Origin of the sequence: Paenibacillus sp. MBLB1832 (genome assembly GCF_032271945.1) — a bacterium.
GTDB lineage: Bacteria > Bacillota > Bacilli > Paenibacillales > NBRC-103111 > Paenibacillus_E > Paenibacillus_E roseopurpureus.
This window is the reverse complement of record NZ_CP130319.1, coordinates 1,321,370-1,343,336: the sequence shown is the minus strand read 5'-3', so window position 1 is coordinate 1,343,336 and position 21,967 is coordinate 1,321,370. Positions and strand designations below refer to the sequence as shown.

General features: G+C 50.5%; 16 protein-coding genes. 2 read left to right on the top strand and 14 right to left on the bottom strand.

Annotated elements, in window-relative coordinates:
• Positions 1 to 79 precede the first annotated feature (79 nt).
• From MJB10_RS06140 to MJB10_RS06100, 9 genes are all read right to left on the bottom strand, one after another.
• Positions 80 to 916, bottom strand: coding sequence for a carbohydrate ABC transporter permease (locus MJB10_RS06140; RefSeq protein WP_314802625.1), 837 nt, complete (start codon positions 914 to 916; stop codon positions 80 to 82).
• 3 nt (positions 917 to 919) lie between these two features.
• Entirely contained in the window at positions 920 to 1,849 is a 930-nt protein-coding gene (locus tag MJB10_RS06135; RefSeq protein ID WP_314802623.1) for a carbohydrate ABC transporter permease, read from the bottom strand.
• Positions 1,850 to 1,918: 69 nt separating this feature from the next.
• Positions 1,919 to 3,316: an ABC transporter substrate-binding protein gene (locus MJB10_RS06130; RefSeq protein WP_314802621.1), complete on the bottom strand. Its 1,398-nt coding sequence runs from the start codon at positions 3,314 to 3,316 to the stop codon at positions 1,919 to 1,921.
• A 103-nt stretch (positions 3,317 to 3,419) separates the two neighbouring features.
• Positions 3,420 to 6,167: a sensor histidine kinase gene (locus MJB10_RS06125; protein WP_314802620.1), complete on the bottom strand. Its 2,748-nt coding sequence runs from the start codon at positions 6,165 to 6,167 to the stop codon at positions 3,420 to 3,422.
• Positions 6,154 to 7,470: a response regulator transcription factor gene (locus MJB10_RS06120; protein WP_314802619.1), complete on the bottom strand. Its 1,317-nt coding sequence runs from the start codon at positions 7,468 to 7,470 to the stop codon at positions 6,154 to 6,156. The genes MJB10_RS06125 and MJB10_RS06120 overlap by 14 nt, the downstream gene beginning before the upstream one ends.
• A 153-nt stretch (positions 7,471 to 7,623) precedes the next feature.
• Positions 7,624 to 10,446, bottom strand: coding sequence for a glycosyl hydrolase family 28 protein (locus MJB10_RS06115; RefSeq protein WP_314802617.1), 2,823 nt, complete (start codon positions 10,444 to 10,446; stop codon positions 7,624 to 7,626).
• Positions 10,447 to 10,895: 449 nt separating this feature from the next.
• The gene (locus MJB10_RS06110) at positions 10,896 to 11,051 is read right to left on the bottom strand and encodes a DUF6431 domain-containing protein (protein ID WP_314802615.1); all 156 of its coding nucleotides are present in this window, start codon (positions 11,049 to 11,051) and stop codon (positions 10,896 to 10,898) included.
• A 159-nt stretch (positions 11,052 to 11,210) separates the two neighbouring features.
• Positions 11,211 to 12,899: a hypothetical protein gene (locus MJB10_RS06105; protein ID WP_314802614.1), complete on the bottom strand. Its 1,689-nt coding sequence runs from the start codon at positions 12,897 to 12,899 to the stop codon at positions 11,211 to 11,213.
• Positions 12,892 to 13,944 (bottom strand): glycoside hydrolase family 88/105 protein, encoded by a 1,053-nt coding sequence (locus tag MJB10_RS06100; RefSeq protein WP_314802612.1) that lies wholly within the window; start codon positions 13,942 to 13,944, stop codon positions 12,892 to 12,894. The genes MJB10_RS06105 and MJB10_RS06100 overlap by 8 nt, the downstream gene beginning before the upstream one ends.
• Before the next feature lie 279 nt (positions 13,945 to 14,223).
• Here MJB10_RS06100 and MJB10_RS06095 point away from each other — a divergent pair, with 279 nt between their 5' ends.
• Positions 14,224 to 15,489, top strand: a complete 1,266-nt coding sequence (locus tag MJB10_RS06095) for an erythromycin esterase family protein (RefSeq protein WP_449591709.1) — start codon at positions 14,224 to 14,226, stop codon at positions 15,487 to 15,489.
• Between the two features lie 171 nt (positions 15,490 to 15,660).
• Here the strand turns inward: MJB10_RS06095 and MJB10_RS06090 are convergent, their stop codons facing one another.
• On the bottom strand, positions 15,661 to 16,701 hold the full coding sequence (locus tag MJB10_RS06090) for a hypothetical protein (RefSeq protein ID WP_314802609.1): 1,041 nt from the start codon (positions 16,699 to 16,701) through the stop codon (positions 15,661 to 15,663).
• Positions 16,702 to 17,054: 353 nt separating this feature from the next.
• Here MJB10_RS06090 and MJB10_RS06085 point away from each other — a divergent pair, with 353 nt between their 5' ends.
• Positions 17,055 to 18,005: a cation diffusion facilitator family transporter gene (locus tag MJB10_RS06085; RefSeq protein ID WP_314802606.1), complete on the top strand. Its 951-nt coding sequence runs from the start codon at positions 17,055 to 17,057 to the stop codon at positions 18,003 to 18,005.
• Between the two features lie 50 nt (positions 18,006 to 18,055).
• Here MJB10_RS06085 and MJB10_RS06080 read toward each other — a convergent pair whose 3' ends face one another.
• The 4 genes from MJB10_RS06080 to MJB10_RS06065 all read right to left on the bottom strand — a co-directional run bounded on the left by MJB10_RS06080 (position 18,056) and on the right by MJB10_RS06065 (position 21,943).
• Positions 18,056 to 19,117 (bottom strand): LacI family DNA-binding transcriptional regulator, encoded by a 1,062-nt coding sequence (locus MJB10_RS06080; RefSeq protein ID WP_314802604.1) that lies wholly within the window; start codon positions 19,115 to 19,117, stop codon positions 18,056 to 18,058.
• A gap of 141 nt (positions 19,118 to 19,258) precedes the next feature.
• A complete protein-coding gene (locus tag MJB10_RS06075; RefSeq protein ID WP_314802603.1) occupies positions 19,259 to 20,077 on the bottom strand; it encodes an ABC transporter ATP-binding protein in 819 nt (272 codons plus the stop codon).
• Between the two features lie 3 nt (positions 20,078 to 20,080).
• Positions 20,081 to 20,902, bottom strand: coding sequence for an ABC transporter permease (locus MJB10_RS06070; RefSeq protein WP_314802601.1), 822 nt, complete (start codon positions 20,900 to 20,902; stop codon positions 20,081 to 20,083).
• 21 nt (positions 20,903 to 20,923) lie between these two features.
• Complete coding sequence (locus MJB10_RS06065) at positions 20,924 to 21,943, bottom strand: ABC transporter substrate-binding protein (RefSeq protein WP_314802599.1); 1,020 nt, start codon at positions 21,941 to 21,943, stop codon at positions 20,924 to 20,926.
• Between the last annotated feature and the right edge of the window lie 24 nt (positions 21,944 to 21,967).

The following is a 21,967-nucleotide window of genomic DNA, read 5'->3' as shown; positions in this document are numbered from 1 at the left end:
GCCTCCGGTACATGAAGATCGAGCGGGAGTCTTGGGATACGATTGGAATTTGACTTTAGCGTAGAGCAACTACTTGCTTTTACCCCTTCACTCCCGCTGACACGGTCCCCTCTACCAAGTACCTCTGGCCGAAGAAGAAGACCACGATCACTGGCAGCATGAACAAGAACGACCCGGCTGCCGTCACTTCTTGAACGATAAGCTCCGAATTGCCCTGAACGGTATAACCGATATTGGTAAGAGCCGTCGCCAGCGGGTATTTCGCTTGCTTCAGGAACATGAAGGGAACGATCGCGTCGCCCCATTTTTCCTGAAAATTCATGATGGCCACGGTAACCATAACTGGAATCGAAAGCGGCAGGAAAATGTTCCAGTAGGTTCTGAATATGGAGCATCCGTCCATCCGCGCCGCCTCCTCCAGCTCCTTGGGGATCGTGGAGAAAAATTGACGATATAAAAAAATAAAGAACGGTGTCCCCCCGATACCCCAAATGAGCCAAGGATAGAATGAATTTAGCAATCCGTATTTCTGCAGCAGAATATAGGTCGGTATTTGAATGACAATATTGGGCAGCATCATCGTAGACAGAATGAGCATAAACAACAATTTCCGACCCGGGGCCTGAATTCTCGAGAACGCATAACCCACGAGCCCGCTGCTGAAGGTTGACGTAAACACCGATATCGCGTTGATGACAAAGGAATTACGGAGATACTTCCAGAAATCGATCATGGTGGTTGCATCCACATAATTTTTATAATTGAAGGCTTTCGGCAATAAGCTTGGCATCGAGCCTCGTGGGTTCAATGAGCTCGAGAGCGTGGCGAAGAGCGGGAATAAGAAAGCAAGCGAGCAGATGAGAAGCAGGGCATAGATGAGTGCCCGGCTCCATCTCGAAGTACCGGCTTCCGTCATGGGCTACTCCTCCTGTTCCATTTCGTAGTGGACCCAGTAGCGGCTGCTGCGGAATACAACAAGTGTCATCAGCAAGATGACAGTAAACAGCACCCACAGCAGGGCCATGCCATAGGCGAACCGCTGGAAAGCAAACACTTGCTGAAAGGCGTGAACCACATAGACATAGTTCGGGCGAATCGGTGCCATCAGCAGATCGTTACCGGAGAGCAGAATCGGCAAAATGTAGAGTTGCAGCGTATGAATAATGCCCATTATGACATTGAAAAATAGGATAGGACTCATCATCGGCAGTGTAATGCGGACAAAACGGGACAGCGCCGGCGCACCATCAATGGAAGCCGCCTCATAAAGTTCCTTGGAGATTCCCTTCAGTCCAGCCAAATTGATCAGGATACCGCTGCCGGAAGCCCAGATGAGCGTGATAATCAAGGACATCGTAGCATAATCATAGCTCAACCAGTTGACGGAAGGCATGCCAAGCGGCTTCAACGCAACATTCAAAATTCCGGTTTGATTGGCGTACATCATTTTCCACATAAGCGCTGCGGAAACGAGCGGAACGATAGACGGCAGGTAGAAGATCGTGCGATAGATCCCCACACCGCGTACGTTCTGATTCAGCAGCACGGCGAGCAACAATCCGACTAACGTGCTAATCGGTACATAAACAGCCGTTAACATAACGGTTCGGCCCAGTGCGTATAGCGCATCGCTGTCGGTAAAGACGTTCTTATAATTTTGCAAGCCGACCCATCTAGCCGTTTGCAGATTGAGACCAATATAGTTGGTAAAGCTAAGGTATAGTCCATAGAACAGCGGGTATAAACTAAACAAAACAAATACGACAAACCATGGGGAGATCATCAAATAGAATGCGATCGACCTCCGTGATTTCTCCGTCAGGTTGAGCGCAAGCCCCGATCCTTTCATGCTGTCCTCACTCCCTATCTAGTTAAAAAGGGGGATCCGCTGGTCGAGCAGACGAATCCCCCGCATGACTTATTTTTTAGCAGAGTCTATGGCGCTTTTGCTCTCTTTAATGATATTGTTCGCGTCTTTTGTAATGTTAGCCAGCGACTCGTCAAGCGTTCCCTTGCCGAAATAATAGGGGGCCATGTCCTTGCCGATAATGGAGTCTGCGTTCAACAGATAAGGGTTAATCGACAGGTTCGAGCCTGTGTACTTCAATTGATCCTGCAGTACTTGATACGTTTGTTTGTCAAATGACGTCCCTTGCGGTAACGCAGGCACAAGGTGCTTCAGAGCCGGAACTCCGTAGCCGGACTTCGCGCGCACTTCAGCAGGCTTGCCGCCAAAGAACCACTCGAACACTTTCCACGCTTCGTCCGGATGCTTCGTTTTCTTGTTGATAATGGCACCTGTTGCCGAACCGGTCGGAGAAGCGAACTTGCCATTCTTGGCGATTGGCGGAGGCAGCATGATGAAGTCATCCAGATGAGTCTTGGCTTTCTCGTTGTCACGCATAGCCCCGGAGAACCAATAGCCCTTCAGGGTCATCGCCGCTTTGCCGTTTGTGAAAATATCATTAGGATGAATGCCCTTGTCAAAGTTATTGACAGAGTTCGGGCCTACATTCGCCTGAACGAATTGATTCCAAAGCTCTGCAAACTCCTTCACTTCCGGCTTGGTGAAATCGATGCTACTAAAATCAGCGCTATTCGGGTCGACTCCCTTACTCAGCAAGTAGTGCATGAGCACCGTGAGATCCAGCTCTGTACCACCCGACTTTACAAACCCATATTGGGTGTAGGTATCGCCGTTCTTGATCGTAAGCTTCTTGGACAGATCCAGGATTTCCTCCCAAGTCAGTTGTTTGGCCGGATCAGGCAGCGGAACTTTCGCCGCTTCGAACGCCTTCTTGTTAATCCAGAGCGTAAAGTCCGGCGACCAGTCCTTCGGGAATCCATAGATTGATCCTTTGCCCCGCTCTTTGCCGTCGAACCGATAAACGTCGACCACCGGCAGGAAGTCCGTTTCCTTCAGCAGCGTGCTTGTTTGGAAACGGGACGTGAGGTCCATTGCTACACCGCGAATGACGTAGGAAGGAACCTCCGTCAGACCATTGACCTTAATAATATCCGGAGCTTCATTCGCCGCAAGCTCAGCGGCAAGCTTCGTCGGGGCGATATCCTCGCGCGAGATCTTGATATCGGGATTCGCCTGCTCGAACTCGGCAATCTGATCCTTCGGCATTTCGCCTTCCTGAAAGGTAATCCGGATCGTGACTGGATCCTTCGGCTTGGCCTCGATTGGCTTGGCCGAAGAATCGATTGGCTTGGTATCAGATGTTCCGGCTGCCCCTCCGCCCGTTTTGCTGCAAGCGGCAAGGCTGAGCGCCAAGGTTACGCTGACGATGCTTGAGACCCATTTCTTCATACAGACCCTCCATCTATTCGTTCAAATTAGGGACACTCTTTAATCCCTTGACTGTATTATAGAATCGGTAGGAACTGGCAGCCACGGGACAAATCGCCGATTTCTATGGCAGATTCGGGATAATGAGCGTTACGCGGGTTCCCTTCATAATCCCACTGTCGACTTGAAGCTCCGCATCCCCGCTATAGAATAGGGTTAACCTCAAGTAAACGTTGCGCAGTCCGATCCCTTGCTGCACAGCGGTTGGAACGTCCAGAAGGATTTGGTCCTTGAGCCTCGCTAGCTGTCCGGCTGTCATCCCCATGCCATTGTCCGATACCGCTATCCTGAGCTGGCTGCCTCGAAGTTCGGCCTCCACGCTTACGACGCCTCCGTCCTCATAGCCCTTTAATCCGTGCTTGAGCGCGTTCTCCACCAACGGCTGAAGGATAAAAGGAATGACCCGCTTCTCCTCCAACTCCTGTGGTATATGCCAGATCACCTCGAAGCTATGACCGAGCCGGTGCTGCTGAATCACCATATAATTGCGTACATGGCTCAGCTCCTGACGAAGCGGAACGGTATCGCCCCCCTTATGTACGCTATAGCGAAGTAAATCCGCAAGCGCCGTTACAATTTCGCTGATCTCGGGATTGCCGGTGCGCATTCCCCTCATATTAATCAACTCTAACGTGTTATATAGAAAATGCGGATTGATCTGCGCCTGCAGCATGTCCAGCTCCGCCTTCACCTTAAGCGACATCAGTTCTTTCTCCTGAAGCCGTCTGTCTGCATTCTCCTTTAGCACCTGTATGTTTTCCTTCACAACCCGCTCCAGCCTTTCGACCATCCCGTTATAGCTGCGAATAATGCCTGCGATCTCACTGCTTCCTTGCGAAGCTACTCGGGGGACTGGCGCGTCAAAAGTGGCCGCTCCCATGCTTTCCACCAATATGGCGAGCGGCTTGGTGACCAGGTAGGACAAAACGGCGGAAATCCCGATGGATAACAAGATGACGATGATCACAACCATGTCGTACCTCGCCCCGTAGTCCCGTGCTCTCTGGCGGACAAGTACTTGTGAATACGCGAAGCTCCATGTCCAGTCTCGAGTCTCATCCTTGTGGGTAATGACTTTCATCTCGCCCTTCACCAAGTTTCCGTTGGGAGTCAGGTTCTCCCCCCGTTCATTCATCATCTTAAGAAAGACGTCCGGGGAGCCGATCCCCTCCAGCAGCGTTGATTTGGGGATGACTAGTAAATAATAATCGGCCATGCCCAGCGGTGATCGAATCCCGATTCGCTTGGTGACCGCCAGCGACGGTTGTCGGGTGATGTCCTTGTAAGCGGAGAGCCAAACTGGTCGATTTGTATCCAGAAAGGTACGAGGATCCAGTTGAAACAACTCAGGCTGATCGGGGTAGATGGAGGAATACAAGCTTTGTCCCTGTTCATTGTAGATGATAAAGTACGAGAGCTCTCCCATGCCGGAGCTCATCGGAATTTTCATGCGTGTATCTGCCCTGAATCCATTAAGATCCTGAAAGTTACGCTGCAGAAGAAATTGCCGAATCTGCTCGGAAGCCGCGAGCTGCTCCGTCAGGTGCTCCACCCCCCGAATTCGACTCTGGGCTGTACGAAGCAACACCTTACTCGCTTCGACTTGGATAGCACTGATCTGATCGAGTGTTGTTCGATAAGTGATCTCGTTAAACAAATAACCGATCGCGGCAACGGGAACGATGACAGCGAGAACGAAGATTGCCAGCAGTTTGGTACGCAGACTGAGCCGATTCAACCTTTGCGACGACCAGCCTTCGTCCAGGCGCACGTTCCCCCATTCCACCGATGCTACTTCTCGGTCCAGCCTCTTCGCGATCCTCGTATACGTCTTGAAGATGGCGCTGGAGCACCCATAGCTGACCGATAAGGTGAAGAGCAGTTGGCCGACGTACAGAATAGCCAGAAGGCCGAGTATATTCCCGGGTAGCGGCCAGCCTCCAGCCACCGCATATTCGACGCGCAGCTCGTAAGGATACGGAGCGAGCGGTCGAAGCGACACCTGTCTGGCTTGAATCGGTCTGGTATCGTCCTGCTTCGAGGACCACAGCACCTTTCCTTCCTCTGTTAGCTTTACGAAGGCGGAAGGCACTGCACGAGCTGAAAGCAGCCCCTGCAATCCCTCGGGATCGATGACCATGCAGATGAAGACTCCGTTCTCGTTTCCATTGGTTACATATAAGCCCTTCGATGTTGCTGCAAACAAATCCGCGAGTTCCCTATCTGTGCCTTCCGAAAGCAGATCTGCCCCCAACGAAAGGATCCATTGCTCCAGGGAATCCTTCTCAGGAAGCATGCGGACCCTCCCCAGCGGTTGTAGAAAACGCCCTTCCAGCTTAGCCTCAGCCAGAAGATCATAACGGAGAGCCTGCAGCTCCACGACCTGTCCCGTTTGGACATCGAAGGACATCGCCAATTGATTGCGGTCAGCGCCAAGAAAATAAATTTTTTCCAATCCGTAGGAGTCACCCAGCTCCAGCGACTGAAGCTGCCTGACCGTACGATCCCGAATCGGAGTAATCTCTGCAGGGGCGCGCAGCCCATTCGTATCCAGAAACAAATCACTAATCTCCGGTCGCTGAAGCACGGTAAGCAAGTTATACCAATCGTTAAATTTGGTCAGAACCTGCTCCTGCAGCTGATCCGCCATGGATGCCTGGGCTTCCTGCCTCGCCTGATTCTGAAGAGGAAGATAGAACGAGAAGCCGATATAGAAGAGAATCGCTTGGGCCATCATCGATAGAAGTAAAGAAAGCCCCACAATCCTGGATTGGATCGAGCCTTGCTGCGGCATGAGCTTACGTACGTTCATACCTGTTCCCCCTAAATTCCTGTGGTGTCAAGCCCGTCTGTTTCTTGAACAGCTCTGTGAAATAGGAAGGATCCGAATAACCTACCCGTTCCACAATCTCATATACCTTATAACGCGGGTCCTGCAGAAGCCTCATCGCCTCAATCATTCTTAGCCTAGTCAATACCTGCATGAAGGTTTCACCACTTTGGCGGAACAAGGCGCCCAAGTGCCCGGGCGTAATATACAGCTCACCCGCAACCTCCTTAAGTGTAATGCACCTTCCAAAGTGCTGCTCAATATATTGTTTGGCTTGCTGCAACAGCATATTTTCCCTCTTCCTGCTCAGGTTCCTGTCCCTTGATTCAGACGAAGGAACCAGAGGCGCAGCTGGCAGACAAACCGGTGTGCTGCAAATGGCCATTCGATCCGCTTCTTTCTCATGATGAAGCAGTTCCCAAGCCGATTGAGTAGAGAGATAAAGCTGCTCGATCCGGTCCACCTTGCCACCGATTCCGACCGAAAGTGTCGACTTGAACAGTCCCATGAAGCGGTAGAGCTGTTCCTTGACCGCCTGTGCCAGCTCCGCCGGATTCTCATCGGAAGTCAGCAAATATAGCATGGCCTGACTTCGTCCCACCCAGTGGTAGCCCCTTCCTTCGCCTTCCCAAACGTCGCTTAGGATATTATCGAAGGCGAACATGACGAGCTGGCACTCTTTCTCCTCCATCTTGTTCCCATGCAGAGCCATACGATCGAGCCGAAACAGAATGGTGAAGTAGGGACCCTCACCGATCAACATCTCCCCTTCATTCGAACCGATTTCAATTTCCTCCAAAGACAGAGGCTCCCTAAACAAACGGGCGAGATGCTCTTCCCTCAGCCTGCGGGACAGCGACCGGGCTTTGTGCATTAGCGCTTGCCTGTTCTCCTCGGAGTGCCTTTCTTGATCCAGCGCTTGAACGAGACGGGTAAACGAATTGCGAAGAGCAGGAAACGATGTGGGTTTCAGCACATAATCCGCAGCTCCGAGCTGGAGTGCCCGTTGGGCGTAATCGAATTCGCCGAAGCCGGACAAGAGCACGACTTTAATGTATGGATATTGCCTATGCAGGGTTTCCAATAGCTGTAAGCCATCCATGAACGGCATGCGAATATCCGTCAGAACGACATCCACTTGAGAAGGGGACGATTCTAGAAACTGAAGCGCTTCGAGTCCGTGCGTACATACCCCGCACACCTCGATCAATAGAGGGGCCCATTCGAATGCAGTCAACCCCTCGCGTATTTCCTTCTCATCATCGACAATGAGCATCTGATACATTTTGCTATCTCCCTCCTTCCATTCATCCTCCAGTTTACATGGACAGTTCCTGATGGCACATCCACAATCTTGCAGAAAAACTTGTACTTTTATATAGAAAAGACCACCCCTTCTATGCCTTCATAGAGGGGGTGGTCTTCACGGTCTGCTACACTACGGAACCAGTTGGAAGGAGTCGGTAGCTATGACATACCCCGACGAGCTTGCATTCTTCCCCGTCACAAGGAATCGAACCTTGTGTGTGCCGGCCGTCAGCCATCGTACACCAAGCGTATACTCCTGCCAAGCTGTGGACGGACTGTATAGGTCGATCGTCGTGCCAATCGAAGTTCCGTCCACATAGGGCTGAACGATGGCACGCGAAGGCCACTTATTCATTCTCGATTTGAGCGTATACGCACCCCCTTCTGCTACATAGAACGAGTATTCCACCCATTCGCCGACAGTTGCGGTATTCACCGTGCTAAAGGCTCCTCCGCTCGCGCCGGAATGCGAAACGGTCGATACGGTTCTGCCGGCTGAAGCTGCTGCGGGTAACGTTTCCACCTCCAACAAGGAGGCGGGTAAACCCGGAATATATTCCAGGCTTATGAAGTCCAGCCCTATGCTGTAGCCTGTGGAACTCGGGTTCTTGCCGGTTACGGTAAAACGGAATGTATGGTCGCCAGCGGCGAGTGCGTTATATCCGAGAAAGTACTCCAAGTAAGCGGCCGATGGATTGGCCCCATCGATCTCCAGCCCTTGCTCCGCCCCTCCGTCAATCGACAGGCGATACTTACCGCGCGAGCCATAGTTGTGTACTCTGGCCTTTACCGCATAGGTTCTGCTTTCCGGGACATGAATCGAGTACTCTACATATTGCCCCGCCGCACTTGTATTGACGCTTGTATAGGCATTATTGCTTGCGTTCACATTGCGGCCAATCGTCAGCACTTTGCCGGTTGTTGCGGTATAAGGCTGTTCCTCCGCTTCATACTTCAGCGTCTTCGTTGCTTCCGTAAAGCGCGGAACCAGCTTGATATAGTCGAAGCCGAGCGCATAGTCCGAGCTTCCGCCAAGTTGCCCTACCACAGTGAACCGGAAATTGTTGCGCGACTGGTGAATATAAGCCGTCCCTACCTTAACTTCGCCGACGGTGGAGGAATAATCGGTCGTAACGTCATTTATGCTGAACGGACTACCGACGTTCATCCCATTCATGGTGAATTGGAAGATCCCTCTTGTATCGGACTTATGGGTTCCGAGATACACATCGTACTCTCCAGGGAAGGCGGCTAATGTGAAATAATCGCAGTAATCATTCGCGGCATTAAAGAGAACCTGGCCGTATTTGCCCAGACTTGCGTTCGCGTCGGCTACAGCTGTTTGGGAGTCCCCGGTCGAGCAAACTGGCGCCCGCTTCTCCCCTTCCCAGATCATAGGCATCGGCTTGCCAGGAGGCAGCGTGACGTTAGGCCATGGCGATATCGCGGCCGGACTGGAGCTGAACAGAACATTCGTCACATAGGGCAATAGCGTCAAGGACATTTGGGAAGCGCTCGTGATCGTCGTTCCGCCCATTTTCAAATTATAAAACTTGATGTTGTCAACGTTGTGCGCTGTATCATACCCTTTCATTTGGGATCCCTTTATCGTTGCAGGGATATAATTGATGTTGTTAAACGTAATATTGGATATTTCCCCTCTTTCAAGGTCTGCGCTATAGGTATAGTAGTCGATGGCCATATCGATGAATCGGGACGTCTGCACATCTTCAATTCGGATGTTGTCGTACAAGACATCGTGGATATGGGCGCTGTCCCCATTGTGAATGCTGATGACGGAACCGCTGCGCGTGTGGATAATGTCAATATTCTGGAACGTGATATAGCGAATCTGGTCTGTGGATTCCTCAAAGCCGATCTCCATCGAATTGCCTTGATCTTCATTCCAGAACGTGGAGTTCTTCACCGTGATGTAGGAGGATTCGCCCCTTTGCCCTGCAATCTTATAGCTGCCCTTGATGGCAATAGCGTCGTCCACGGTTCGAATGAAAATGCCGTCGATGGTTACGTATCGCGAATCCACAATATCGTAGCCGTCCTTGTTCGAAATCGTAGCGCCGATCGATTTGATGTTCTTAATATTGACGTACTCCGACTCCACCGGGACCATATGGAAACCGGGACTGCTTCGCAGTATTATTCCCTCGACGTCGATATGATCGGATCTAACAAAGTAGAAGAAGCTGCTGCGGTGGTCGCCCCAATCGTAGACCTGGGGTGCATTCGTTCCATCGATAATGCCTCGACCGAAAATCCTCACATTGCTTGCATCATAGGTAGCCACACGCGTTTGCACCACGGCCCCGCCAGCCAGATAAACATTCTTACCGCTCGGAATAATTAACGTTTCCGTCAATCGATGCACACCGGGCCGAAAATACAAGGTATCCTTCGTGCCCCAGTTAATGTTGCTGGAATGCGTTCCCGGGTCCATGTAGAGGACATTGGACGCCCCGTTATCCTGTGGAGCCGCTGTTTCGATCGGATTGGCGAATAGGGCCAGATTATTATCAATGTCCCCGTTCACCTCAATGGACAGATTGACCGGGTTGCTCACCGAGAAGGTGATCGTACGACCGCTTACTGTCGGCGTGATGCCCGCTGCTAAAGGCCGGATGACCACCCCGGAAGTAATATCAAAATTGGTTGTTACTGTAATCGTAACCGGTCCGCTGGAGAAGTCGAAGGATGCGAAACCCATATGACCGCTAGCGGCAGAGCGCACTTTCGTATCGTAGACGAACAGATTGCTGGTATCGACCTTCACGGCATAATTAGCATTTGCCGTTTCTGTGGAAGGGGCGGGGTATGTCACAATCGTTGCCGCATCCGTGGTCGTTGCAAATAGCGAAAATCCGATTAGCAAGAGTACGAAACAGAAAGCAGGTTTCCACCATCGCCGAAGCCAGGCATCCTCTAGTCGAAACATCATAAAATTGAACTCCTTCCTCTCATCCCAATTTGGATTTTGAGCCCTTTTTTCCTTGCTAGGTATCCCGGTATCCACCTCCGTCAAGCGCTGTAAGCCCTTAAGTTACTCATTATGAGAATACCCCTATAGTATAACTACCACAGGCTTTACCAGTAACTGGACAATACGAAGATTTCTAAGGCAAAAAGAAGGAGATTTCGTGTTTATGAAAATGACCCTGAGCCAGGTAACTGCCCCGCAAGCTCACCTTGTTCTAGCTCTCTCGTGACAGTATGCCAAGCATCGTTTTGATTTTCCTTCGTATATAAAACGCCTCAGACAACGGTCAACAGGATCACCGAAAAAATACTGCTGACAGGATTAAGCGGTGACAATATCTGAACCCGCTGTGCGGCGATTTCTTCCACTTTCTGCCTATCTTTCATTCATGAACATCTCCTTTTGCTAGACTACGAACTGAGTCTAACAATAGCATCCGTGTGTAAACAATGAAGGACGGCATCCTCTGAAACCACGTCCTCTATACAAGTAGATTCGTAGCGCTTGTAAGGAACCAAACATTCTGGCAGTTCATGATGGATCTGACGACAACCGTTGCAGCGCACTCTACGATTATAGAGCCCAATATTTTAACAATATTTCACATCAAAATAAATAATAAGTGACCCGAACATCTTATTGATCGGGTCACTTGAATTGAAGCCGTAAGTTAGTTGTTTTATTAAAACAACAATTTATTGTAATTAGTCAACCCGAACCTGTTACTACTGCACAAGTTGCTTCTGTAAAGCCTGCGGCAGACGAACGTGATTGCCACGGTAGAAGTCGGCTGTGAGCCCAGGTGCAACGGGCACCGTGATGGACATAGCGCCTTCCTCCGTATCGGCTGAGGCTGTCACCGATTCCCCTTGCTGCGACAAATGAACAGTCGGCAACGGAACATCGTTGCCCAAGGAAAAGGCGAAGACCCATACCGCTTGCTGCAGCTTGTGGAAGTCGAACGCTCTCTCTTCGTTTCCCGAAGAGATCACATAGTCCAAGTGGAGCTCTTCCGCCGACCGCTCGATTGCCAGCACCAACGGACCGTAATCGGAGCTGTCGAGCACCGCTTCTACTTGCAGCTGCGTATCGCCAAGCTGCGCTGTGATGCGTCTCCCTTCCTGCTTCGCAGGAAGATCCAGTCCCTCCAGCTCACCGCCAAGCAGCAGGCGAATGCGCAAATCCTTCGCTTGAAACCTGCCATTGATGATGTCCAGATCTTGATGCCACGCGCCATTGTCTGTCGCCAGATTGAAGCTGAACAGCACCTGGTTGCGCGACTGCACACCTGTGAAAATCGCTGAGCAGAAGTCCCTCCCATCCTTCAAGAATTGCAGCTGAATGGAGACCTTCTTCCCGCCAGCGTCCACGAAGCCCAGCAAATTGCGGCGCTGATTCCACATACTTCCGGACGTATAACTGCCAAGAGATAGCTTGTCATTTTGATACGTTGTCGCATAGTTCTGATAACCGGTCTCCGATGCCATCATTGTAGGCTCTGTATAATAACGCTCTTCCTTCGAGCTAAAATAGGAATGATACCGCTCTGCGCATTGAATGCCCCCTGAATCAGGCTTCAAAGCATTTCCCAGGAAATCCTTCTCCCGCTCCGTCATCCTCGTGTGATACGTTCGGCTGTACGGACCGCTCCACTCCCGCGTTGCTGGATGGTAATGCTTCGCAATCATGTGCCATGCGATGTCCAGCAATTGCTCGGCGTCCGCAACGGCCCCAGGCGTCGTCGACTCCTGATATACGCTATCCAGCTCTTCAATAGCAAGCGGGGAATAACAGGGACTGTTATACTCCGTGAATGTGCCGATACCTGTTGTATAATCAAGAAATCGCTTCAATCGCTTCTCTCCGTAGCTGCGAATCTCTTCATCTCCAAGAATTTCTCCGCCTACCAGGGTAACGAAAGCCCCCATAAGCGCAATATTCGTATAATGTGGTCCGACGTTTCTAAGAATGATCGCTTGGCAAGCATGATAAACAGCCTCACGTATGTCCCGAACAAGCGTGTCTGGGAGTTGAGCCGCATACTTTTTTAAAATGAGAACCAGCTTTTTCCCATGAAAATCCGCCATGTTCCAGTCCGGACGATCCATCTCATCCAGTGATTCGTCATAGAAATAAGGCCAAATCCCATACGTAGCCCGCGATGGATCCTGATCTTGATGCGTTACAATAACGCCGAGGATTTCAGCTGCGCGCTGCGCATTGGCGTCACCGCCCAACGTAAGCAAATCATAGGCATAACTCATCGAAGGATACAACGCATAGACGAAAGGATGCGTAGCAGGTTTAAGCGCCGTATGGTACGTTGCCTCAAGCGGAGTTCGAACTAATTTGACTTCATCGTTGTATCGTTGTTCATTAAGTTGTATCGCTTTCAATAGCGCATCACTAGGCATATTCGACTTGCTCCTTCTGTAGAACTTTGGATAACAGCATCAATACCAGACCTTGACCATAGAGCGTGGGATACGTTGGAATATCGTCCTGATAAGCTTGGATCGTAGGCATGACAGGCGTACCGCCAGATACCCCTTCCACAATACCTTCCTCTGTAATATAGGGTAAAATTGCCGTGAATACTAGTTCCGCCGCTGCTGCCGTCTCCTCTTGTCTAGGAATGAGCCCCAGCTCCATTCCTTTCAACAAACCATAAGCAATCCCTGCGCTGCCCGACACTTCCTTGTAAAAATGCGGCTGGTCCATTACCGTGCTCCATAGACCGTCCACCTGTTGATATGCCAGCAATCCGCTCATCAGACGGCCATATCTTTCTTTCAGCTCAGTTGGAATCTCAACGATCGTTGCAATTTCCTGAACGATCATCGGAATTCCCGCCGCAATCCAAGCGTTCGCACGCGTCCAGCGCGCGCTAGACATATGATCGCCAGTTGCACAGTTCCACCCGTGGAACAGCACATTCGTCTGCGGATCCTGCAGTAATCGCAAATGGATCAAGACCTGCTTGAGCGCCTCCTCCGCATACGCCCTGCTGCCAACTAACGAAGCGGTTCGTGCGAGGAACAGCACAGCCATGAAAATCGTATCCGCCCACACTTGCTCGGAAAACTCCACTTTCTCCGTCACCGTGTGCTCGAAAGCGTCCTCCCGCGTGCGCGGTGTATCGTGAATCATCCATTCGGCGATACGAATCGCTTCCTCCTTTAACCAAGCATCCCCTGTAATGCGATACAGAGCTGGGAAAATCGCATACGGTGCGCTTGAGTTAATAACCGTCTTCCCTGCTGCCTTCGCTTTGTTGCGCGCAACCCAATCCTGCAAATAGGCCAGCACCTCAGGTCGACGCGTCGCCTCGTAATATTCCAGCATCGCGATCACACCAACGCCTGGCACCCAATCCCAATGATTGATGTCCATTCCCCACTCGCCTGTATGATCTTTTATCATTTCTTGCCAGACTTTATCCCCATAGTTCAATCCCATTCCTGAACACGACCCTTCTCACTGTTTCCTTTCTATTAAAGGATTACCTTAACAGTAGCATCCCTACCGCTTCGAGGGCTTGGGATTCCGTCTTGAAAACATGGGGAATCGTCCAGCATAATGCGACAGCACAATTAAGCTTTCAAACAGCCCTCATTCAGCTTTCATTAACTTAAAAATGGGATAAAGCCATCTAATGGGATAAGAGTGCTTTTTTCTGCGTTCTTTAGTACATACTACATTTGACAATCTTAGGAAATGGAGTTAATCCCAATGAACATGGACGAACTTATTGTGGAACATATCAAGAAACAGGCCCTGCCTTTGAAAAGTATAGACGATTTGGACGTGTTAATCGAAGCGATTGGCGACAAGAAGTACGTATTACTAGGCGAGGCTTCGCATGGCACTTCCGAATTTTATAAACTGCGCATGGAGCTGAGCCGTAAATTGATTGAAACGAAGGGATTTTCCTTCATTGCGGTGGAGGGTGATTGGCCTGCCTGTTATGAAGTGAATCGCTATGTGAAGCAGTATGCGGATGGGAAGCCGAACGCTCGTAAAGCATTGAACGCATTTGAGCGCTGGCCGTCGTGGATGTGGGCAAATGAAGAGGTATTGGAACTTGTCGATTGGCTGAAAAAGCACAATGAAACGAAGCCGCTCGAGCAGCGCGTTGGCTTTTATGGGTTAGACGTCTATAGTCTATGGGAGTCTTTAGAGGAAATCGAACGGTATTTACAGGAGAATGGCACGCCCGAACAGCTAGCGATAGCTCACAAGGCGTTTGAGTGCTTTGACCGCTTTGAGAAGGAGGGGCAAAATTACGGTGTTTCCGCCGCTTTCTATGGGGAAAGCTGTAAAGACGATGTCGTGAAGCTATTGAAGGCGCTCCACACGAAGCGCGTACGATACGATGAAGACAGCGAAGCCGCACTGAGTGCGGAACTGAATGCACTTGCTGCCGTCAACGCGGAGGATTACTACACCACGATGGTCAGGCACGACGCGGAGTCATGGAACGTGCGCGACCGGCACATGGTCGAGGCGCTGCGCCGCCTCGTGGACTACCACGGCCCAGACGCCAAAGTGATCGTCTGGGAGCACAACACGCACATTGGCGATGCGCGTGCAACAGATATGAAGGCCGACGGCATGGTCAACGTCGGCCAGCTCGTGCGCGAAGCGCACGGCGAAGCCGATGTGTGCGCCATCGGCTTCGGCACTTACCGCGGCACCGTCATTGCCGCGACATCGTGGGGCGCGCCTGTGGCGACGATGCAAGTGCCCCCTGCCCAGCCGGGCAGCTGGGAGGAGCTCATGCATCGCGCAGGCGCGCACGATCAGATCCTCCTGCTGCGCAAGGAGGATCCGGTCTTCGGGCACGAGGTGCTGGGGCACCGTGCCATCGGAGTCGTGTACCGCCCAGCCTACGAGCGAGGGAACTATGTTCCCTCGGTGATGGCGCGGCAGTACGACGCCTTTGTGCATGTGGATGAGAGCCATGCGCTCCATCCGATCAGCCTTGCAGAGAGGGTGTTCTGAAAAGAACACCCCTTCTTTCTTTCGGAGACGGAACGTAGATCCACTATTCCGCCCAGGAGAGCAAAAAATAGATAGCGAACGGAACGTCAGTGCTTTATTTTGCCACTCCCAGGCTAAAAATGACGAAAACGGGTCGAATAGAATACATAGCGCATCGACGTTCCTCTTCAACTATTCACTCTGCCTAACATCATACACCTTCCCCGATGGAACCTTGACTTTCATCCACATCTTTTCTGGCGGATGGTGCTGCCCATCGAGATTTTGATCACTCCCTAATATGACCTCCCAATATCCCTCTCCTCGCACTGGTTCAGTTGCAATCCATTTAAAATGGTTTGTTGTACCCGCATAGTCTAGGGCAATTCTTATTGCTTGTTCTTTGGTTAGAATTGCCCCATTGTTGAAATTCTCTAGAGCGTCAACAGCACTTTGAATCTTCTCTTCAATCCCAGCCATAGGCTTATAACGCATATAAATCATTAACATATTACTTACCCTATAGGACATAGGCATGTGCGCAATATCATACATCGCATTCTGATTGTTAATTTGCTCCAACCCTCTATCAACATCAGTTGCTGAGTCAAAAATATAAACGTAAAGCTGCTCCTTCGCATTTAGGTTGAAACTGAATTCCTTCTTCAAACCTAGTTTGAACCAATCGTAGTAAAAATCCGCTGAATCCAGTACAACACCTTGCTGTTGTAAGGCAGCTTTCACATTTTCAATCGTAAGCACCGCCAGCATGTTGGACCCATTCAGCGAATCCTTTACCTTCTGCATGAACGCTACCCGCTCCACCTGTTTCAACTCAAAAATCAACACATTCCGAATCTCATAGATATGCGAAAGCGCAACCTTGGCGGTCGCTGTCTGCTCATCAAAATCTTCACGCCCCTTGACCCGATCCTCATCCGACATGAACACATAGATCGCAAACCGCCCACCAGCCGATTGATAAAAAGTTGGAGCAATACCATTTAACGTGTAAAAGGTCATCTCATGTGGCCACGCCTCTAGCGGAGAGCCTGCCTGCACAAAAGCGGCCTGTACGTCAGCCATAGTCAACCTTAGGTTGGATGGCACAGGAGTTTGTGCTTGAGTTTGGTCTTGTTCGAATTCATGTTGATGACCTTTTTGCCAATCTTGATTTACCGCTACAGCAAAAATCGCCATAAAAATTAGCAATGCTATGTATTTCTTCTTCATGTTGCCGCCTCCCGCCATTGATATAATCCCTAACGTTGGCGATGGATGGATTGTTGCAGACAAAAAAAAGGAACCCAGCCAACGGGGCTGAGTTCTAAAAGTTTATATTAAAAAGGGGGTCTTGTTTATTATATTACCCGCAATACATTATGGAACCATAACAGGAATATTTCATTTATGTTACAAATTAGAAAGCGCTTTACTTCGCTGAGCGATGCCTTGATCCTGACATTCCCTCATCCTAACTCCAACACCCGCAAATTCCTCCCAAAATCCAGTTGCACCCCACAAGGTATTCGCATATACTATAAATATCTTAATTAGAATTATTATAAATAAGGAGGAGGTGCCTCATGAGCATCGAGTATGACTACCACCATCTCCACCATGCGAAAGAACAAAGCAAATCCAGGAAAACCCTCTGGGTGACCCTTATGTTAACGTTATTTTTTACCCTTGTTGAAATTGTCGGCGGCGTGCTCTCGAATTCCCTGGCCTTGCTATCCGACTCTGCGCATATGATTTCGGATGTGTTCGCGCTCGGCCTTAGCATGATCGCCATCAAACTCGCTACGCGGCCGCCCAACGCCCGCTTCACGTTCGGGTTTCTGCGATTCGAGATTGTCGCCTCGTTCCTAAACGGCCTCGCGCTCTGTATCATCGCACTGGGCATCTTCATCGAAGGCATTCAGCGCATCATTCACCCGCAGCCGATACAGCTTGCATTGATGCTCGGCATTGCCTCGATCGGGTTCATCGTCAACCTCGTGCTCACATTGGTCCTCCATCAGAGCGTCAAAGAGGAAAACAATCTCAATGTGCAGAGCGCGCTCTGGCATTTTTTCGGCGACTTGCTCAGCTCGTTTGGGGTTATCATGTCCTCGATTGTCATTTATTACTCGGGTCTTCTCTGGTTCGATCCGCTTATATCGATGGTGATTGGGGGCATTATTTTTACAGGTGGCAGCAAAATCATTAAAGAATCGTTCCTGATCCTGATGGAATCTGTCCCCGACAAGTACAATCTGGACGAAATCCGCGCCGTCATCGCGAATGTTCAAGGCGTAGAGGATGTGCACGAAATGCACCTCTGGGCGGTGTCGACGGATCATTATTCGCTGACCGCGCACGTGTTCATAAGCCCCAACATCCAACCGTTCTGCGTCATTCTTGCGATTAATGAGACGCTGAAGAGCAAATACGGCATCGAGCATGCCACCATTCAGATTGAGCACGCGGAAATCAATCCGCACGGCGAGTATGGGAAGGATTTTCTCAGGAAACAACAAAGCCGCATAGATTGACTCCCCAACAAAAAACCGTAAATCACTTCATCCGAAGTGACTTACGGTTTTTAGCCATTCTGCGTTGAATTCCGCACGACCATCTCCATGTCAATAAGCAGCTCATGCCCCTGCATCTGATTTAAGTACGAATCAAGCAGTTCCGCACTCATCTCATCCAGCTCCTCACCCATTTGCCGCATCAGAAATCCTGTGACCAAGCTCGCTTGCAGATCAACAGGCATCTCAAAGCTCGTGATAGACGGGTAGCTAGCCTTCGCGAAATGCTCATTATCCATTCCGATCAACTGCACCTCGTCAGGCACGCGAATCCCCCGCTCATGGCATTCCGCGATCAGCTCCAACGCCAGTGAATCATTGAAGGTGTAGATGCCGATTGGGCGAATATCTCCGCTTAAACGTAACGCTTCTTCTAACACCCCTGCAACACCTAGATCTCCAGCGTCCAAAAGCGCATGCACATCCGCCCTCGTCTCGCCATCGAGTCCTGCAAGAAAACCTTCGATCCGCTGATCGTTAGCGCCCATCCCTTTGCGCCGACCCGCATAGAAAACAGCGCGACAGCCGTGCGCCAAGAAATATCGGACCGCTTCGCTTGACGCCTTCGCAAAGTCCAAATTCACTGCCAGCTTCGTAATGTCACTCGGCCAGCCCCAACCGTTAAAAATCACGAGCGGCGTTCCTTCTCCCACCAATTGCTGTGTGGAGTGCATGCTAATCGCCAACCCGTGCGACACCAAACCATCGACACGCCGCTGCAATAAGTGCTCGATGTGCCGCATTTCCACTTCAGGATCCATGTCCGCCGCTGAAAAAACAGATAAATGATAGCCATAACGATGAAATTTTCGTTCCAGCTTCTCAGCAAATCGCCCATAATACCCGCCGAAGTGCGGGAGTACAAGCCCTAATTCGTTCGAGCGCCGCCGACTCAGGTTCGTGGCCATCACATTTCGGCGATATCCTAGCCTGGCAATGGCTTCTTCTACTTTGCGGACGGTCTCCGGTGACATCGGAACCTTTCTGCGGTTAATGACATTCGATACCGTCGCAATCGAAACACCGGCTTCAGATGCCACATCAACGATGGTAGCTTGTTTACTTTTTTTCATCCTATGCCCTCACTCTTAAACGCTTTAATTCATTGTAGCCAGAACACTCTAGCTCGTCAAATGAGTGCCTTTTACTACCCTGTGACAAAAAACAAAAAACCTCCAATACCACGCCACCGTGGTCTTAAAGGTTCTCGCACGTCACTCCTCGTGGTGCCCGATTAACGAAATAATCTGCTTCTTCAGCTTAACGAAAGCTTCCGAATCCTTGGCATCCTCCACATAACGCAAGCCGCGCGGAATGACAATTTCACTGCGAATCGTGCCGGGATGCGCCTGCATGACATACACCCGCTGCGAGAGAAAAATCGCCTCTTCGATATCATGCGTGATGAAGACGACCGTCGTCTTCTCCTTCTCCCAAATGCGGAGCAGCAGCTCCTGCATCGCATTCTTCGTTTGCGGATCGAGCGCACCGAACGGCTCATCCATCAGCAGAACCTCCGGGTTGTTCGCCAGCGCCCTCGCGATGGCAACCCGCTGCTTCATCCCGCCAGACAGCTCCTTTGGGAGCGACTTAGCGAATTTGTGCAGACCGACCAGCTCCATAAAATGATCGGCAATGGCTCTCTTTTCGAACAGTGGAACACCCTTCAGCGTTAGCCCGAACTCGATATTCTCCCTCACCGTCAACCAGGGGAACAACGTATAGCTCTGGAACACCATGCCTCGATCCGCGCCAGGACCATCGATCTCATGCCCCGAAATCGTCAGATCGCCCGATGTCAGCGGTTCTAACCCTGCGACGATGCGCAGCAAGGAAGACTTGCCGCAGCCAGATGGACCCACGAAGCTCACGAATTCATGAGCATTCACGTGAAAGGATACGCGATCCAGCGCGGTGAACTGCGATTTTTTCGTCTGATATACTTTGGAGACTTCGACCGCTTCAATTTTACGAACACCACTCTTTTTCTCAGAAGAAGGTACGTTGTTATCGTCTATTTTCAATGCTTCCATCGCTTAACGTCCTCCTTCCAACCAAGGGAAAAACCGCTTATGACAATACGCAAATGTGCGATCCGTCAGCAGACCGAGCAAACCAATCGCAATGATGCCTACAAAAATCTGATCCGTATTCAGAAACCGCTGCGCCTTCATAATGGAAAAACCAAGTCCGCTGCTTGCAGCAACGAGCTCCGCTACCACAAGATACGTCCACGCCCATCCGATGATGAGGCGCAATGTATTCATTAAGTCAGGCAGCAGCGCGGGAATCAGCACTTTCTCAACGACTTGCCACCTTTTAGCTCCCAGCGTGTAGGAGGTTTGAAGCAAATCGTTGGATACGGCGCGCGTATTATCGGCGACCATCAGCATCAACTGGAAAAAACAACCCAAGAAAATAACCAACACTTTCGCCCACTCGCCAATGCCTGCCCATACCATGATCAGCGGGATGAACGCCGTCGCAGGCATATAGCGAATGAATTCCGTAGGTGGCACCAATATCGCCTCTGCGAAACGGTACGTACCAGCCAAAATCCCCAACGGAATCCCGATTAAACACGCAAGCAAGAAGCCGCCGCCGACTCGGAAAATACTAATCCACACATTGTGCCAGAACACGGGGTTCTGCAATTGAATCCCAAACTGCCGGAGCACCTGATCCGGTGTTGGCAGGAACGTCCGATTAACGAATTCACCGTAACTCATCAGACTCCATCCCAGCAAAATGAAAACAACTACAAGCACGACTCCTGATGTATAGGATTTGCCGCTGATCTCACCCCGAATGGCGAATAGCGTGGATTTGCGTCTTCTTTTAACCACCTGCGTCTCCATGTGCAAGCCCTCCTGATTCGCCTATTTCTTCCGTTCTTTCATGACTTCCTCTACAAAATGGCCATCCAAGAACGTTTCCGCCTTCGGTATCGTCGACAGCATATCTAAGCCTTTTAAGAATTCAGCTGTTTTCTTGGACGTAAACTCGAGGGATTCGTATCCGTCACCTTTTTGAAAAGCTTTGATATTATCTTCGATTTGGAAAATTTTCACGCTATCCACGCCCGCTTTGTACTCGTCGATTGGCGTCTCCGCGGCTTTGGCCATAATTTTCAGAGACTCCTCTGGATTGGCCTTCCAGTAGTCCAAAGCATCAAACCATGCGTTAATGATTTTTTTCACATCATCAGGACGATTCTTCGTAATGTCTTCCTTGAACACGAGAAGATCCGGAATCAAGCCAGGTGTGTCTTTAGAGGAGAAAAGCAGTTTACCTTTGCCCTCTTGAATCGCTTTGCTCAGGAATGGCTCCCATAGCACCGCTGCGTCCAGGTTCCCCGAGATAAAGGCAGGGCCTGCATCATTCACCGTCATGTTCGTATATGAAACATCTTTTTCGGCTAACCCTGCTTTTTCAAGCGCGGTCAGCATGAGCAAATGATCGACTGTGCCAAGCTCTGTCGCCACTTTCTTGCCTTTCAATTCATTCAGGGAGTTAATGCTCGGCTTCACCACAACACCGTCGCCGCCGTTGGAGTTATCGTTCACGAGAACAGCTTTGAGCTTGATTCCTTTACTTGCCGGAGCAAGCGTATCGCTCAATGTTTGGCTGTTAGCATCCACTTTACCTGAGGCAAGTGCCGATAGGGAGTCACTGTAGACCGGGAACCAGACCAGATCGACATTCACCCCATTTTTCTCGAAAAAACCTTTCTCCTTCACCAGATACCAAACGAACCAACCCGGCCATGGACTAAGCGCCAACTTGATCGGCTCATTGCTTCCGCCTGATTTCGTGCTTGCCTCTTTACTCGTGCACCCGCTCACAACCGTAAACATCAATAATAGCGCCAACATCAGAAATATTGTCCTTTGTCTCATTCTCCGAACTCCCTCTCTGTTTAA

Coding starts and splice junctions, on each gene's coding strand:
- MJB10_RS06130 (WP_314802621.1), bottom strand. CDS start 3,316: ATGAAGAAATGGGTCTCAAGCATCGTCAGCGTAACCTTGGCGCTCAGC.
- MJB10_RS06085 (WP_314802606.1), top strand. CDS start 17,055: ATGAGCATCGAGTATGACTACCACCATCTCCACCATGCGAAAGAACAA.
- MJB10_RS06065 (WP_314802599.1), bottom strand. CDS start 21,943: ATGAGACAAAGGACAATATTTCTGATGTTGGCGCTATTATTGATGTTT.
- MJB10_RS06075 (WP_314802603.1), bottom strand. CDS start 20,077: ATGGAAGCATTGAAAATAGACGATAACAACGTACCTTCTTCTGAGAAA.
- MJB10_RS06070 (WP_314802601.1), bottom strand. CDS start 20,902: ATGGAGACGCAGGTGGTTAAAAGAAGACGCAAATCCACGCTATTCGCC.
- MJB10_RS06135 (WP_314802623.1), bottom strand. CDS start 1,849: ATGAAAGGATCGGGGCTTGCGCTCAACCTGACGGAGAAATCACGGAGG.
- MJB10_RS06100 (WP_314802612.1), bottom strand. CDS start 13,944: ATGGGATTGAACTATGGGGATAAAGTCTGGCAAGAAATGATAAAAGAT.
- MJB10_RS06105 (WP_314802614.1), bottom strand. CDS start 12,899: ATGCCTAGTGATGCGCTATTGAAAGCGATACAACTTAATGAACAACGA.
- MJB10_RS06115 (WP_314802617.1), bottom strand. CDS start 10,446: ATGATGTTTCGACTAGAGGATGCCTGGCTTCGGCGATGGTGGAAACCT.
- MJB10_RS06095 (WP_449591709.1), top strand. CDS start 14,224: ATGGACGAACTTATTGTGGAACATATCAAGAAACAGGCCCTGCCTTTG.
- MJB10_RS06080 (WP_314802604.1), bottom strand. CDS start 19,117: ATGAAAAAAAGTAAACAAGCTACCATCGTTGATGTGGCATCTGAAGCC.
- MJB10_RS06140 (WP_314802625.1), bottom strand. CDS start 916: ATGACGGAAGCCGGTACTTCGAGATGGAGCCGGGCACTCATCTATGCC.
- MJB10_RS06090 (WP_314802609.1), bottom strand. CDS start 16,701: ATGAAGAAGAAATACATAGCATTGCTAATTTTTATGGCGATTTTTGCT.
- MJB10_RS06125 (WP_314802620.1), bottom strand. CDS start 6,167: ATGAACGTACGTAAGCTCATGCCGCAGCAAGGCTCGATCCAATCCAGG.
- MJB10_RS06120 (WP_314802619.1), bottom strand. CDS start 7,470: ATGTATCAGATGCTCATTGTCGATGATGAGAAGGAAATACGCGAGGGG.